This is a genomic window from Acuticoccus mangrovi, from assembly GCF_016411865.1.
In the GTDB taxonomy this organism is placed as follows: Bacteria; Pseudomonadota; Alphaproteobacteria; order Rhizobiales; family Amorphaceae; genus Acuticoccus; species Acuticoccus mangrovi.
The window spans coordinates 239,002-250,846 of record NZ_JAEKJA010000007.1 but is presented as its reverse complement, the minus strand read 5'-3'; the positions used below and the strand labels follow the sequence as shown (position 1 = coordinate 250,846).

Annotated in this window: 12 protein-coding genes; 6 read left to right on the top strand and 6 right to left on the bottom strand. The window is 67.6% G+C overall.

Annotation, left to right across the window (positions count from 1 at the left end; all coding sequences use genetic code 11):
- Positions 1 to 185: 185 nt before the first annotated feature.
- Together JCR33_RS10370 and JCR33_RS10365 are read left to right on the top strand one after the other, a co-directional pair.
- Entirely contained in the window at positions 186 to 842 is a 657-nt protein-coding gene (locus JCR33_RS10370; protein ID WP_198881976.1) for a cytochrome c oxidase assembly protein, read from the top strand.
- A 2-nt stretch (positions 843 to 844) separates the two neighbouring features.
- Positions 845 to 1,318 carry a copper chaperone PCu(A)C gene (locus tag JCR33_RS10365; protein WP_198881975.1) on the top strand — a complete coding sequence of 158 codons (474 nt, stop codon included), beginning with the start codon at positions 845 to 847 and terminating at the stop codon, positions 1,316 to 1,318.
- A 5-nt stretch (positions 1,319 to 1,323) separates the two neighbouring features.
- On the opposite strand, the gene recF is transcribed toward JCR33_RS10365, so the two are convergent.
- From recF to JCR33_RS10335, 6 genes are all read right to left on the bottom strand, one after another.
- Positions 1,324 to 2,412: a DNA replication/repair protein RecF gene (recF, locus tag JCR33_RS10360; RefSeq protein WP_211110201.1), complete on the bottom strand. Its 1,089-nt coding sequence runs from the start codon at positions 2,410 to 2,412 to the stop codon at positions 1,324 to 1,326.
- Positions 2,413 to 2,449: 37 nt separating this feature from the next.
- Positions 2,450 to 3,568: a DNA polymerase III subunit beta gene (gene dnaN, locus JCR33_RS10355; RefSeq protein WP_198881974.1), complete on the bottom strand. Its 1,119-nt coding sequence runs from the start codon at positions 3,566 to 3,568 to the stop codon at positions 2,450 to 2,452.
- A gap of 176 nt (positions 3,569 to 3,744) precedes the next feature.
- A complete protein-coding gene (gene dnaA, locus JCR33_RS10350) occupies positions 3,745 to 5,160 on the bottom strand; it encodes a chromosomal replication initiator protein DnaA (protein WP_232372482.1) in 1,416 nt (471 codons plus the stop codon).
- A 174-nt stretch (positions 5,161 to 5,334) separates the two neighbouring features.
- Positions 5,335 to 5,796, bottom strand: a complete 462-nt coding sequence (locus JCR33_RS10345; RefSeq protein WP_232372481.1) for a rhodanese-like domain-containing protein — start codon at positions 5,794 to 5,796, stop codon at positions 5,335 to 5,337.
- 835 nt (positions 5,797 to 6,631) lie between these two features.
- Positions 6,632 to 6,895, bottom strand: a complete 264-nt coding sequence (rpsT, locus tag JCR33_RS10340) for a 30S ribosomal protein S20 (RefSeq protein WP_198881972.1) — start codon at positions 6,893 to 6,895, stop codon at positions 6,632 to 6,634.
- An 81-nt stretch (positions 6,896 to 6,976) separates the two neighbouring features.
- Positions 6,977 to 7,750 (bottom strand): enoyl-CoA hydratase, encoded by a 774-nt coding sequence (locus JCR33_RS10335; RefSeq protein WP_198881971.1) that lies wholly within the window; start codon positions 7,748 to 7,750, stop codon positions 6,977 to 6,979.
- A gap of 240 nt (positions 7,751 to 7,990) precedes the next feature.
- On the opposite strand from JCR33_RS10335, the gene zapE reads away from it, so the two are divergent.
- The 4 genes from zapE to sucC all read left to right on the top strand — a co-directional run bounded on the left by zapE (position 7,991) and on the right by sucC (position 11,809).
- Complete coding sequence (zapE, locus tag JCR33_RS10330; protein WP_198881970.1) at positions 7,991 to 9,100, top strand: cell division protein ZapE; 1,110 nt, start codon at positions 7,991 to 7,993, stop codon at positions 9,098 to 9,100.
- 79 nt (positions 9,101 to 9,179) lie between these two features.
- Positions 9,180 to 10,142, top strand: a complete 963-nt coding sequence (gene mdh / locus JCR33_RS10325; RefSeq protein WP_198881969.1) for a malate dehydrogenase — start codon at positions 9,180 to 9,182, stop codon at positions 10,140 to 10,142.
- Positions 10,135 to 10,599, top strand: a complete 465-nt coding sequence (locus JCR33_RS10320) for an invasion associated locus B family protein (protein WP_198881968.1) — start codon at positions 10,135 to 10,137, stop codon at positions 10,597 to 10,599. The genes mdh and JCR33_RS10320 overlap by 8 nt, the downstream gene beginning before the upstream one ends.
- A gap of 16 nt (positions 10,600 to 10,615) precedes the next feature.
- Positions 10,616 to 11,809 carry an ADP-forming succinate--CoA ligase subunit beta gene (sucC, locus tag JCR33_RS10315; RefSeq protein WP_198881967.1) on the top strand — a complete coding sequence of 398 codons (1,194 nt, stop codon included), beginning with the start codon at positions 10,616 to 10,618 and terminating at the stop codon, positions 11,807 to 11,809.
- Positions 11,810 to 11,845: the final 36 nt, after the last annotated feature.

The following is an 11,845-nucleotide window of genomic DNA, read 5'->3' as shown; positions in this document are numbered from 1 at the left end:
TCGGTGAGCCATGACGCGACCGCTCCAGAGATCGAAGACGCTCGCCCCCGGCACCGCGGCTCGACCGCGCCGGGGCACGGCGGGCGGCGAGGAGACGCCGCACCGCCGTCGCCCGCCCTCCTCGCCACGTGCCGCGCACCCGTCCGCGGCCGCGAGCCCCGTCCGCGCCGAGGACGCGCCACCCGATGGCTAGTCCCGCCGCCAAGAACGGACGCATCGTCGCCGCCCTCGTGCTGGTGCTGGTCGCGATGGCGGTGCTCGTCTCCTACGCACCCACCCTCTATCGGGTGTTCTGCAGCGTCACCGGCTACGGCGGCACGCCGCGCACGCTCGATCCGAAGGCCGTCACCCCGCACGCCGAGAGCAACGAGCGCATCACCGTCACCTTCGACGCCAACGTCGCGCCCGGCCTCGACTGGGAGTTCCGCCCCGAGACGCGGGAGGTGGAGGTCGGCTTCGGCGAGCCCGTCGAAGCCGCCTACTACGCCAAGAACAACACCGACGAGACGATCGTCGCGCGCGCCGCCTTCAACGTGCTGCCCTACGTGGCCGCACCCTACTTCTTCAAGATCGAGTGCTTCTGCTTCACCGAAGAGCGGCTCGGCCCGGGCGAGAGCGCCCGCATGCCCGTCGTCTTCTACATCGATGAGCAATATCTGAAGGACGAGGCCGCCGCCCCGAACCGGACGGTGACGCTCTCCTACACCTTCTACAGGCAGGACGGCCTGTCCGAGGCGGAGATCGCCGCCGCCCGCGACCTCGCCGCCGGCTCGAAGGCGCTCGGCGAAAGGCTCGAGGAGACACAGCAAGCCGTGTTCGACAACGACGCTCCAAGGAGATGATCATGCCCTCCGCCTCCCGCCGCCGGCTCGGCCGCCGTCTCCTCGCCGCGGCTCTCGCGAGCGGCGTTCTCGCCGCCCCGCTCGCCGCGAGCACCGCGCACGCCCACAGCTACACGCTGAAGACCATCGCCGTCGGCCACGTCTATTCCCCCGGGATGACCGACGGCGGGTTGCCGATCTACGGCGCCCTCTTCAATCGCGGCAGCGAGCCGGCCCACCTCGTCGCGGTCACCGCGGGCGACGGCACCACGGTCCGCTTCCGTCGCGTGAGCAAGGACGGCGAGGTGAGCTTCCTCGACGACATCACCCTGCCGCCCGGCAAGCCGGTGAGCCTCGCGCCGTGGGGCCCGCACCTCTGGATCACCGGCATGACGCCCGCGCCCGAACTCGGCACCACCTTCCCGGTGGAGCTCGACTTCGGCGAGGCCGGCGAGATCGAGGTCGACATTGTCGTGGAGAGCACGCCGAGCCACTGACGGCCTCAGGCCGGCACGATCGTTCCCTCGGCCACGTGGAAGCGATCGGCGCGGTCGCCGAGGGCGGTGAACAGGCTGTCGTCCGTGCCGGTCATGAAGGTCTGGGTGCCGAGGGCGTCGAGCGTGTCGTAGAGCGCCGCCCGGCGGCCCGGATCGAGGTGCGCCGCCACCTCGTCGAGGAGCAGAAGCGGCGCCTCGCCCGTCACCCGCCCCACCAGCGCCGCGTGGCCGAGCACGATGCCGATCAACAGCGCCTTCTGCTCGCCGGTCGAGGCGAGGCCGGCCGGCATCGCCTTCTCCACGTGCATCACCTTGAGGTCGGCGCGATGGGGGCCGGACAGCGCCCGTCCGGCGGCCCGGTCGCGCTCGCGATTCTCCCGCAGCCGGCGAGCGAACGCCGCCGCCTCCGCATCCCCCTCGTCGCCGACGATCGAGAGGAGGGCCTGCGGGAAGTCGCCTCCTTCGGCCGCCCGTACCGCCTGCGCGGCGTTGAGCTTCAACACCAGCTCCAGCCGCGCCATGGCGAGGGCGGCGCCGTGGTCGGCCATCTCCTTCTCCACCGCATCGAACCAGGCCGGGTCGCGCGCGCCGTCCTCGAACATGCGGTTGCGCTGGCGCATCGCCCGCTCGTAGGCGTTGGCGTGGCGGCCGTGATGGCTGAAGAGGGCGAGCGACAGACGGTCGAGGAAGCGCCGGCGGTCGGCGGTGCCGCCGGTGAAGAGCCCGTCCATCGCCGGCGTCAGCCAGAGGACGCGCACCAGGCGGGAGAGATCGTCGGGCCGGGCGTCCTCGCCGCCGATGCGCACCTGGCGGCTCGAGGCACCGTGGGCGAGCCCGATCCCGACGCCGGTCGGCTCGTCGTCGCCCTCCCTCAAAATGCGGGCGTGGACGGCGAACCCCTCGATCGTCTCCTGCCGCGCCATCTCCGCATAGGTCGCGCGGCGCAGCCCCCGCCCCGGCGAGAGCAGCGAGATCGCCTCCAGGATGTTGGTCTTGCCCGCCCCGTTGGGGCCGGTGAACACCACGTGGGCGGCGCTCGCCTCGAAGCGGGCGGCGGTATAGTTGCGGAAGTTGGTGAGCGCCAGCCGCGTCAAGCGGACGGCGCGCGGCGCCTCCGTTATCCGCAACGGATCAGACGCGCATCGGCATCAGCACGTAGAGCGTCTTCGAGGCGTCGCCGTCGTGGATCAGCGTCGGCGAGCCCGGGTCCGCCAGCGCGAAGGTCGCGTTCTCGGTCGAGAGCTGGCTGGTGATGTCGAGCAGATATTTGGAGTTGAAGCCGATATCGAGCGGGTCGTCGTCGAAGTCGACCACCAGCTCGTCCGTGGCGGTGCCCGAATCCGGGTTGATCACCGACAGCGTCAGCGCCCCGTCGGCGAGCGACAGCTTCACCGCCCGGCCGCGCTCCGACGACACCGTCGACACCCGGTCCACCGCCGAGGCGAAGTCGAGCCGGTCCACCTGCATGATCTTGTCGTTGTTCTTCGGGATCACGCGGTCGTAGTCGGGGAAGGTGCCGTCAATCAGCTTGGAGGTGAGCACCACGTTGGCGAAGCTGACGCGGATCTTGGTGTCGGAGAGCTCCACCGTCAGCATCTCGTCCGGATCGTCGAGGAGACGCTGGAGCTCGCCCACCGTCTTGCGCGGCACGATGATGCCCGGCATTCCGCCCGAGCCGTCCGGCGCCTCGATCTGCGCCTGCGCCAAGCGGTGGCCGTCGGTGGCGACGGCGCGAAACATCAGCTGGCCGTCCGCCATCACCGTGTGGAAATAGATGCCGTTCAGATAGTAGCGCGTCTCTTCGGTGGAGATCGCGAACTGGGTGCGATCGATCAACCATTTGAGGTCGTGAGCGGCGAGCTGGAAGCGATGGGAGAACTCGCCGGCGGTGATGTCCGGATAGTCGCTCTCCGGCAGCATCTGCAGCGAGAAGCGCGAGCGGCCGGCCGACAGCGTCATGGTGGAGCCGTCGGCGTTCGTCTCGAGCGCGATGCGGGCGCCCTCGGGGATCTTGCGCACGATGTCGTGCAGCATGTGGGCAGGCACGGTGATGGTACCGGGCTGCTCCACGCCGGCCTCCACGGTCTCCACGATCTCGAGATCGAGGTCCGTCGCCTTCAGCGTGATCTGCGCGCCGTCGGCACGGATCAGCACGTTGGAGAGGATCGGGATCGTGTTGCGCCGCTCAACCACGCGCTGGACATGGCTGAGGGGCTTCAACAGATGAGCCCGTTCGAGGGTCGCACGCATAACAAGTCCGTCGGAAACTGCGCGGGTGACCTCCCGCAGGGAGGTTACGTTGAACCCGAAAAGGCCGGGCGTGCAAGGCCCGGCCCTTCGTTCGGATGCCGTTCGGTGTGCCTGTTAACCACTCGCCTTCCCGCAAGCGGCCCCACCGCAACCTTGGGGCGCCGAGGTGTCGGCGGTTATTGGTCGAGGAGACGCTTCAAGGTCTCGATGTCCTCGGCGACCTGTGGGTCGCGGTCGATCATCTCCTCCACCTTGCGCACCGCGTGCAGCACCGTGGTGTGGTCACGGTTGCCGAAGCGACGACCAATCTCCGGCAGCGAGCGCGGCGTCAACGTCTTGGACAGGTACATGGCGATCTGTCGCGGGCGGACGATGATGCGCGTGCGGCGCGCCGACACGAGATCCTGTCGCGAGACGCCGAAGTGCTGCGACGTGACCCGCTGGATGTCCTCGATCTTCGGCCGGCGCGTCTCGCGGGCACGCAACAGGTCACGAAGCGCGGTTTCTGCCATCTTGAGGTCGATCGCGGTGCCGGTGAGCTGATTGTGGGCGACGAGCCGGTTCACCGCGCCTTCGAGGTCGCGCCCGTTGGTGGTGATGGAGCGTGCGACGAAGTCGATGACCTCGGCCGGAAAGACGAGATTCTCGAAGCTCTCGCGCTGGGCGGCGATGCGCTGCTCCAGGATCGCCTTGCGCATGACGTAGTCCGGCGTCTCGAGCTCCACGAGGAGGCCACCGCCGAGGCGGGAGCGCACGCGCGGCTCGAGACCGTCGAGATCGGCCGGTGCGCGGTCGGCCGCGATGACCACCTGGCGCTGGGAGTCCACCAGCGTCGTCAGCGTGTGGCCAAACTCTTCGTGCACCTTCGCCCCGTTGAGAAACTGCATGTCATCGATGAGGAGAATGTCGATGTCGCGCAGGATGTCCTTGAACGAGATGGTGGTCTTGTTCCGGATCGCCGACAGGAAGCGGTACATGAAGTGCTCGGCGGTGAGATAGAGCACGCGCCGCGCGGGGTTGGCGAGACCGGCCGCGGAGGCAATCGCCTGCAGCAGGTGCGTCTTACCGAGGCCGACGGGGGCGGATACGAACAGGGGATTGTAGGCGATCCGCTCGCCGGGCTGGGAAAAAGCGACCTTCTTGGCCGCCGCGACGGCAAAGGCGTTGGCCGCGCCTTCGACGAGGGTATCGAAGGTGTAGCGCGGCTCGAGGGGCGAGCCTTCGAGACCGCCGGCCTGGTTCACCGGCGCGGCCGGCGTCTCGACCGCACGGCGGACGGCGGGCGAGGGCTGGGATGGCGCACCGACCCGGTTGGGCGCCGTCGCCCGCGGCACCGAGCGCGGCCGCAGCGGCGAGCGCACCTTGAAGCGCAGCTCGCTGGTCGCCGGATCGACACTGCGCCAACGCTGCAGGATCTCCGTGCCGTACTGGGTCTGCGTCCAGTGACGGATGAACGGCGTCGGCGTGGAGAGCTCCACCACGTCGCCGGTCACGCTCTCAAATTCGATGCGCTCAAACCAGGACGCATAGATGTCTTCACCATGGGCCGCGCGCAATTCGGCTTGGATGCGCGCCCAGTGGGCACGGCCCATATCTTTATCCTCATCGTTGGTATTGGTCGTGGGGGATTCCATCGGTCCCATCGTCCGCAATCTCCTCAATTCCCCTGTGCTAAGCCCGAACACCCGGACGTGGACGCACCTTCCCCGCTCGGCGCCCGGGTGCGCCGACGGAAGTCCACAACTTTGAAACGCGGTCTTGGGTCGCTAGGATTGGCGCCAGGGAAGGCCGCTGGCCTTCCAACCCGCCACAGTTCCCCGGTGCCCCTCGGCGTCAGGCGGACCTTCAAATCCGTCCTTCACGTTGACGCACCGTCTATAGCCGAGCGCGCTCGCCAACTTCGCTGCGGCAAGGCTTCGCGCCCCGCTGCGGCAGAGGAAGTAGAGAGCGGCCGACTTGTCCGGGCAAGCGCCTTCCAGCGCCGGCCCGAAATCGTAGGCGACTTCCATGGTCGGGAAGGTCTGCCATTCGATCAGAACAGGGTCCCGCCCGAGAGCGCCGAGATCGACGATCCCGACATAGGACCACTCCGCCCGTGTCCGCACATCGACGAGAACGGCGTTGGCGTCAGCCTCCAGCGCCTCGAAGGTCTCGTCGGGTGTCATCTCCGGGATTGGATCGGTGTTCTGTGTCATTGGCAAAGCATCCCTGTGCAGATGCCTGAGCATCCGCTAAGCCTAGATCGTTTTTCAAAAGTCGTCCGGTGGACGACGATCGGCGTTTGGGAAGCTAAAGGGGCTTCATGACGGGCATGCCAAACTTCGGAACACAGCGAATGTCAGCATGGTGAGTCATGAATCGGCCCTCTTCGACGCATTCACTCGGCATTGCATTGCCGCCGAGACTTTATTCCCAACGGGTAACCTTCCCGCCCGCTGGTGTCCCTTAAGAACCATGCGGCGCGGCGTTGGGCAAGAGCGAACGGCGTGCGAGTTTCCGAGAGTCTGCCCGAAACGCCGCCATTTCCGTGACGTTTTAGACGGCAGGTGAAGAAAAAACCCAAGCAATTTAGAGGGTTCGCACAGGGGCAGGAAAAGGAGGGCGCAGGGAATTTAATTTTTGCGCCGGCAAAGGTTGACATTTCCTTAAGACGCGAGCGAGCCGGCTAACAAGCTGTTTTCAAACTAACCCCCGGAAATATAAATCATTTTTGTAAGAAAATTCTGTCGAAAACCGCAACCTTTTGAATTCTCACGACGTCCTCATCAGCGTCGTGTCACAGAGAAAGGAGAGCGTGGAAAACTCCCATTTGCGGCTTTTGATCCTCACCGATTTGAGGCAGCCGCCCGCTCCTAGCGCAGGCCCATCAGAGGCGCTGCCAGGCCGAGGGTCAAATGAACTCGGCGAAAGATTCATGAAGCATTGTTAAGCGGTCGATGGTGGTCGTGCCGACGCCAAAAGCCGCGCTCGCGCTGTCGGCGCGGCACGGCTGGCTCGTTCTTCGGTCGGGATGCCGATCGCGGGGCCGCAGGTGGCCTCAGCGCGAATCGGCCGCCGATCGCCTCAGGCGATCGCCTTCACGCGGCTCGCGAGGCGGGAGACCTTCCGCGAGGCGGTGTTCTTGTGAATGATGCCCTTCGACGCGGCACGCATGATCTCGGGCTGCGCCACCTTCAGCGCGTCGCGCGCGGCCGTGGCGTCGCCGGAGGTGATCGCCTCCTCGACCTTGCGGATGAAGGTGCGCATGCGCGAGCGGCGCGCCGTGTTGATGTCGGTCCGCTTCTTCAGCTTGCGGACCATCTTCTGGGCGGACTTGGTGTTTGCCATGAACTCTTCCGTTGGGGCCGACAGCGGCCCATCCGAATCTAGACAGGCGCGCCTAGCGGACAAGAGGCGCCTGGTCAAGTCTTAGCGGTTCTGAAACTCCGGGCTGCGCTTCTCCGCGAACGCCGCCATGCCCTCTTTCTGGTCATGGGTGGCGAACAGGGCATGGAACAGGCGCCGCTCGAAGTGAACCCCCTCCGACAGCGTCGTCTCGTAGGCACGGTTGACGCTCTCCTTCGCCGCCATCAGCGACGGCAGGGAGTGGCGCGCGATGGTCGCCGCCAAGGTCTTCGCCTCCTCGAGGAGGCGGTCGGCGGGCACGATCCGGGCGACGAGGCCGCAGCGCTCGGCCTCCTCCGCCTCCATCATGCGGCCGGTCAAGATGAGGTCCATCGCCTTCGCCTTGCCGACGGCGCGGGTGAGGCGCTGGGTGCCGCCGGCGCCCGGCATGACGCCGAGATTGATCTCGGGCTGACCGAACTTCGCGGTATCGGCGGCGATGATGAGGTCGCACATCATCGCCACCTCGCAGCCGCCGCCGAGGGCGAAGCCCGCCACCGCGGCGATCACCGGCTTGCGCATCGTGGCGATACGGTCCCAGGAGGAGATGAAGTCGCCGCCGAAGGCATCGGCGAAGCTGAGGTCCTTCATCTCCTTGATGTCGGCGCCGGCGGCGAAGGCGCGCTCCGAGCCCGTCAGCACCATGCAGCCGATGCCGGGGTCGGCGTCGAAGGCGCGCAGCGCGTCGACCACCTCGTCGACGAGCGGCGTGCTCAGCGCGTTCAGCGCCTTGGGCCGGTTCAGCGTCACGATGCCCACGGCACCGTCGCGCTCGGTCAGGATCATCTCGTAGTCCATCGCCGCCTCCTTCTGACGCACTTCTGTTAGTCGCTGCGGGCGGCCGAGGGAAGTCGCCGGCATGGCGCCCCGGCCCCCTCCTCCGGCGCTGACGGCGTGACAACGCTTCGCACCCGCGGTATCGGATCCTCTCGTGACCCGATCCGGTGCCCCCCATATGCCCGTCAGCGTGCCGTTTCCTGCCTTGCCGCGGCGACACGGCGATGCCGCGCCTGCGAACGCCGGTCAGGCGGCGGCGCGATGACGGAGGCCGTCACGCAGAAATATGACAGCCTCGTCGCCGCCGGCGAGGTCACCCGCGATGCCGGGCAGGTGTCGGTCGCCCGCGCCCTCGACGGGGTGCTCGCCGACCTCGCCGAGCCCGCGGAGGGCCGCCTCAGCCGCTTCGTGCGCAAGCGCTTCGGCAAGCCGCGCGCGGTGAAGGGCCTCTATGTCTGGGGCGAGGTGGGCCGCGGCAAGACGATGCTGATGGACCTCTTCTACGAGACCGTCCCGCTGCGCTCCAAGCGCCGCGTCCACTTCAACGACTTCATGTCCGACGTGCACGACCGCATCGCCCGGCTGCGCGCCGAGCACGCCGCCGAGCCGGTCGAGGAGGCCGCCGACCTCATCGCCCGCGAGGCCCGCGTCCTCTGCTTCGACGAGTTCGCCGTCATCGACATCGCTGACGCGATGATCCTGTCGCGCCTCTTCACCCGCATCTTCGAGCGCGGCGTGACGCTCGTCGCCACCTCCAACGTGGCGCCCAACGACCTCTACGCGAACGGGCTCAACCGGCAGCTCTTCGTGCCGTTCATCCGACTTCTCGTCGAGAACGTCGACGTGGTGCGGCTCGATTCGGCGACCGACTACCGCCTCGACCAGCTCGAAGGCCGCCGCGTGTGGTTCGCCCCCGGCGACGCCGGCTTCGACCGGCTGTGGGACGAGATCCTCGGCGGCCGCGAGGACGGGCCGGATACCGTCAAGGTTGCTTCGCGCATGTTGAGCGTGCCCCGCGCCGCCGGCGGCCTCGCCCGCTTCACCTTCGCCGAGCTCTGCGAGGCCGCGCTCGGGGCGAACGACTATCTCGCCCTCGCCCACCGCTTCCACACCGTCTTCCTGTCGGACATCCCGGTGCTGTCGCCGGCGCGGCGCGAGACCACGCGACGCTTCATTCTCCTCATCGATGTCCTTTACGATCAACGGGTTCGCCTCGTGGTGACGGCGGCGGGAGAACCCGACGATCTGTTCGACCCGGGCGACGGGGGTGCGGCGAACGAGGCGTTCGCCTTCGCCCGCACAGCTTCGCGCCTGCATGAGATGCGCTCTTCGGCCTACCTCCACGACGCGGAATCCTCGCCACTCACATGACCAACCCGCGAATGCAGCTTGAACAAAGATGGCGATCGCGCTAGGCCGCCCCTGCACTCGCACAACTCTCGGAACACCCATGTCACGCTCAAAAATCGCCCTTATCGGATCGGGTCAGATCGGCGGCACGCTCGCCCACCTCGCGGGTCTGAAAGAACTGGGCGATGTTGTGATGTTCGACATCGCCGAGGGCACTCCTCAGGGCAAGTCCCTGGACATCATGCAGTCCTCGCCGATCGACGGCTTCGACTGCGCCCTCTCCGGTACCAACGAATATGCCGGCATCGCCGGCGCCGACGTGGTCATCGTGACCGCCGGCGTGCCGCGCAAGCCCGGCATGAGCCGCGACGACCTTCTCGGCATCAATCTCAAGGTCATGAGCCAGGTCGGCGAGGGCATCAAGACGCACGCCCCCGACGCCTTCGTCATCTGCATCACCAACCCGCTCGACGCGATGGTGTGGGCGCTGCAGAAGTTCTCGGGCCTGCCGGAGAACATGGTCGTCGGCATGGCCGGCGTGCTCGACTCGGCCCGCTTCCGCACCTTCCTCGCCGAGGAGTTCAACGTTTCCGTCGAGGACGTGTCGGCCTTCGTGCTCGGCGGCCACGGCGACACCATGGTGCCGCTCACCCGCTACTCCACGGTCGGCGGCATCCCGCTGCCCGATCTCGTGAAGATGGGCTGGACCACCCAGGAGAAGCTCGACCAGATCGTGCAGCGCACCCGTGACGGCGGCGCCGAGATCGTCGGCCTCCTGAAGACCGGCTCCGCCTTCTACGCCCCGGCGGCCGCGGCGATCCAGATGGCCGAGGCCTTCCTCAAGGACAAGAAGCGCGTCCTGCCGGCCGCCGCCCATCTGTCCGGCCAGTTCGGCATCGACGATCTCTACGTCGGCGTGCCGGTGGTGATCGGCGCGGGCGGCGTGGAGCGGATCGTCGAGATCGAGCTCCAGGGCACCGAGAAGGACGGCTTCGACTCGTCGGTGAACGCGGTGCGCGGGCTACTCGAAGCGTGCCGCAACATCGATGCGAGCCTTGCGTAATCTGGCGATCATCGCCATGGCCTCGCTCTTCGTGAGCGGGGCACTCGCCGAGGAACCGGAACCGCACTGGTACGCGGGCCTCGGCGAGGCGGGCGGCTACGCCCGTTGGGGCATTCCCGAATCCGACGCCGTCGGCTTCGAGGTCGCCTGCCACGACGACGGGGTGATGCTGCGCCCGGCCCTCTACGCCATGGAGGAGCCGGCACAGACCCCCGACATCCGCTTCGACGTGGATGGTACGGACTATGTCCGCGACGCGACCCTTTCCTTCAACGAGCTCGACGCCGCCTGGCAGGCGTCCGCCACGGTCGGCCGCAACGACGCGCTGATCGACGCGATGCGCCGCGGCTCGAAGCTCAGTTACGATTTCGATCCTCCCTTGCGCGAGGGCGACGCCTTCACCCTGTCCCTGTCGGGCTCTGCGAAGGCCATTGACCAGGCGCTGCAGAACTGCTGACCCACCGGAGCACCCCATGAACATCCACGAGCATCAGGCGAAAGAGCTTTTGAAGGGCTTCGGTGCCCCCGTCGCGCAGGGCGTCGCCATCACCTCGGCCGGCGAGGCCGAAGCGGCGGCGAAGTCGCTGCCCGGCCCGCTCTACGTGGTGAAGAGCCAGATCCACGCCGGCGGCCGCGGCAAGGGCAAGTTCAAGGAGCTCGGCCCCGACGCCAAGGGCGGCGTGCGCCTGGCGAAGACCATCGACGAGGTGGTGGCGAACGCCAAGGAGATGCTCGGCAACACCCTCGTCACCAAGCAGACCGGCCCCGCCGGCAAGCAGGTGAACCGTCTCTACATCGAGGACGGCGCCGACATCTCCCGCGAGCTCTACTTGTCGCTGCTCGTCGACCGCACCGTCGGCGAGGTCGCCTTCGTCGCCTCCACCGAGGGCGGCATGGACATCGAGGCGGTCGCCGAGGAGACGCCGGAGAAGATCATCACCGTGCCGATCGATCCGACCGCCGGGGTGACCGACGCCGACGCCGCCAAGCTCGTCGCGGCGCTCGGCCTCGAGGAGCCGGCCGCCGGCGAGATGCCGACGCTCGCCCGCCAGCTCTACCAGGCGTTCACCGAGAAGGACATGAGCCTCCTCGAGGTGAACCCCCTCATCGTGATGGAGAACGGCCACCTGCGCGTGCTCGACGCCAAGGTGTCGTTCGACGGCAACGCCCTCTTCCGCCACCCCGACGTGATGGAGCTGCGCGACCTCACCGAGGAGGACTCCAAGGAGATCGAGGCGTCGAAGTACGACCTCGCCTACGTGGCGCTCGACGGCAACATCGGCTGCATGGTGAACGGCGCCGGTCTCGCCATGGCCACCATGGACATCATCAAGCTCTACGGCGCCGAGCCCGCCAACTTCCTCGACGTCGGCGGCGGCGCCTCCAAGGAGAAGGTGACGGCGGCGTTCAAGATCATCACCGCCGACCCGAACGTGAAGGGCATCCTCGTCAACATCTTCGGCGGCATCATGCGCTGCGACGTGATCGCCGAGGGCGTGGTCGCCGCGGTGAAGGAAGTCGGCCTCCAGGTACCGCTGGTGGTCCGCCTCGAGGGCACCAACGTCGAGCAGGGCAAGGCGATCCTCGACCAGTCCGGCCTCGACATCACCTCCGCCGACGATCTCGACGACGCCGCGCAGAAGATCGTCGCGGCGGTCAAGGGCTGATCGGACGGGAGGCGGCGATGGCGGCTCGGACGCACG

Bases quoted from the DNA above. Each gene is read 5' to 3' on its own strand.
- JCR33_RS10370 (WP_198881976.1), top strand. From the start codon at position 186: ATGGCTAGTCCCGCCGCCAAGAACGGACGCATCGTCGCCGCCCTCGTG.
- JCR33_RS10335 (WP_198881971.1), bottom strand. From the start codon at position 7,750: ATGGACTACGAGATGATCCTGACCGAGCGCGACGGTGCCGTGGGCATC.
- zapE (WP_198881970.1), top strand. From the start codon at position 7,991: ATGACGGAGGCCGTCACGCAGAAATATGACAGCCTCGTCGCCGCCGGC.
- JCR33_RS10345 (WP_232372481.1), bottom strand. From the start codon at position 5,796: ATGCTCAGGCATCTGCACAGGGATGCTTTGCCAATGACACAGAACACC.
- rpsT (WP_198881972.1), bottom strand. From the start codon at position 6,895: ATGGCAAACACCAAGTCCGCCCAGAAGATGGTCCGCAAGCTGAAGAAG.
- dnaN (WP_198881974.1), bottom strand. From the start codon at position 3,568: ATGCGTGCGACCCTCGAACGGGCTCATCTGTTGAAGCCCCTCAGCCAT.
- sucC (WP_198881967.1), top strand. From the start codon at position 10,616: ATGAACATCCACGAGCATCAGGCGAAAGAGCTTTTGAAGGGCTTCGGT.
- JCR33_RS10365 (WP_198881975.1), top strand. From the start codon at position 845: ATGCCCTCCGCCTCCCGCCGCCGGCTCGGCCGCCGTCTCCTCGCCGCG.
- mdh (WP_198881969.1), top strand. From the start codon at position 9,180: ATGTCACGCTCAAAAATCGCCCTTATCGGATCGGGTCAGATCGGCGGC.
- dnaA (WP_232372482.1), bottom strand. From the start codon at position 5,160: ATGGGCCGTGCCCACTGGGCGCGCATCCAAGCCGAATTGCGCGCGGCC.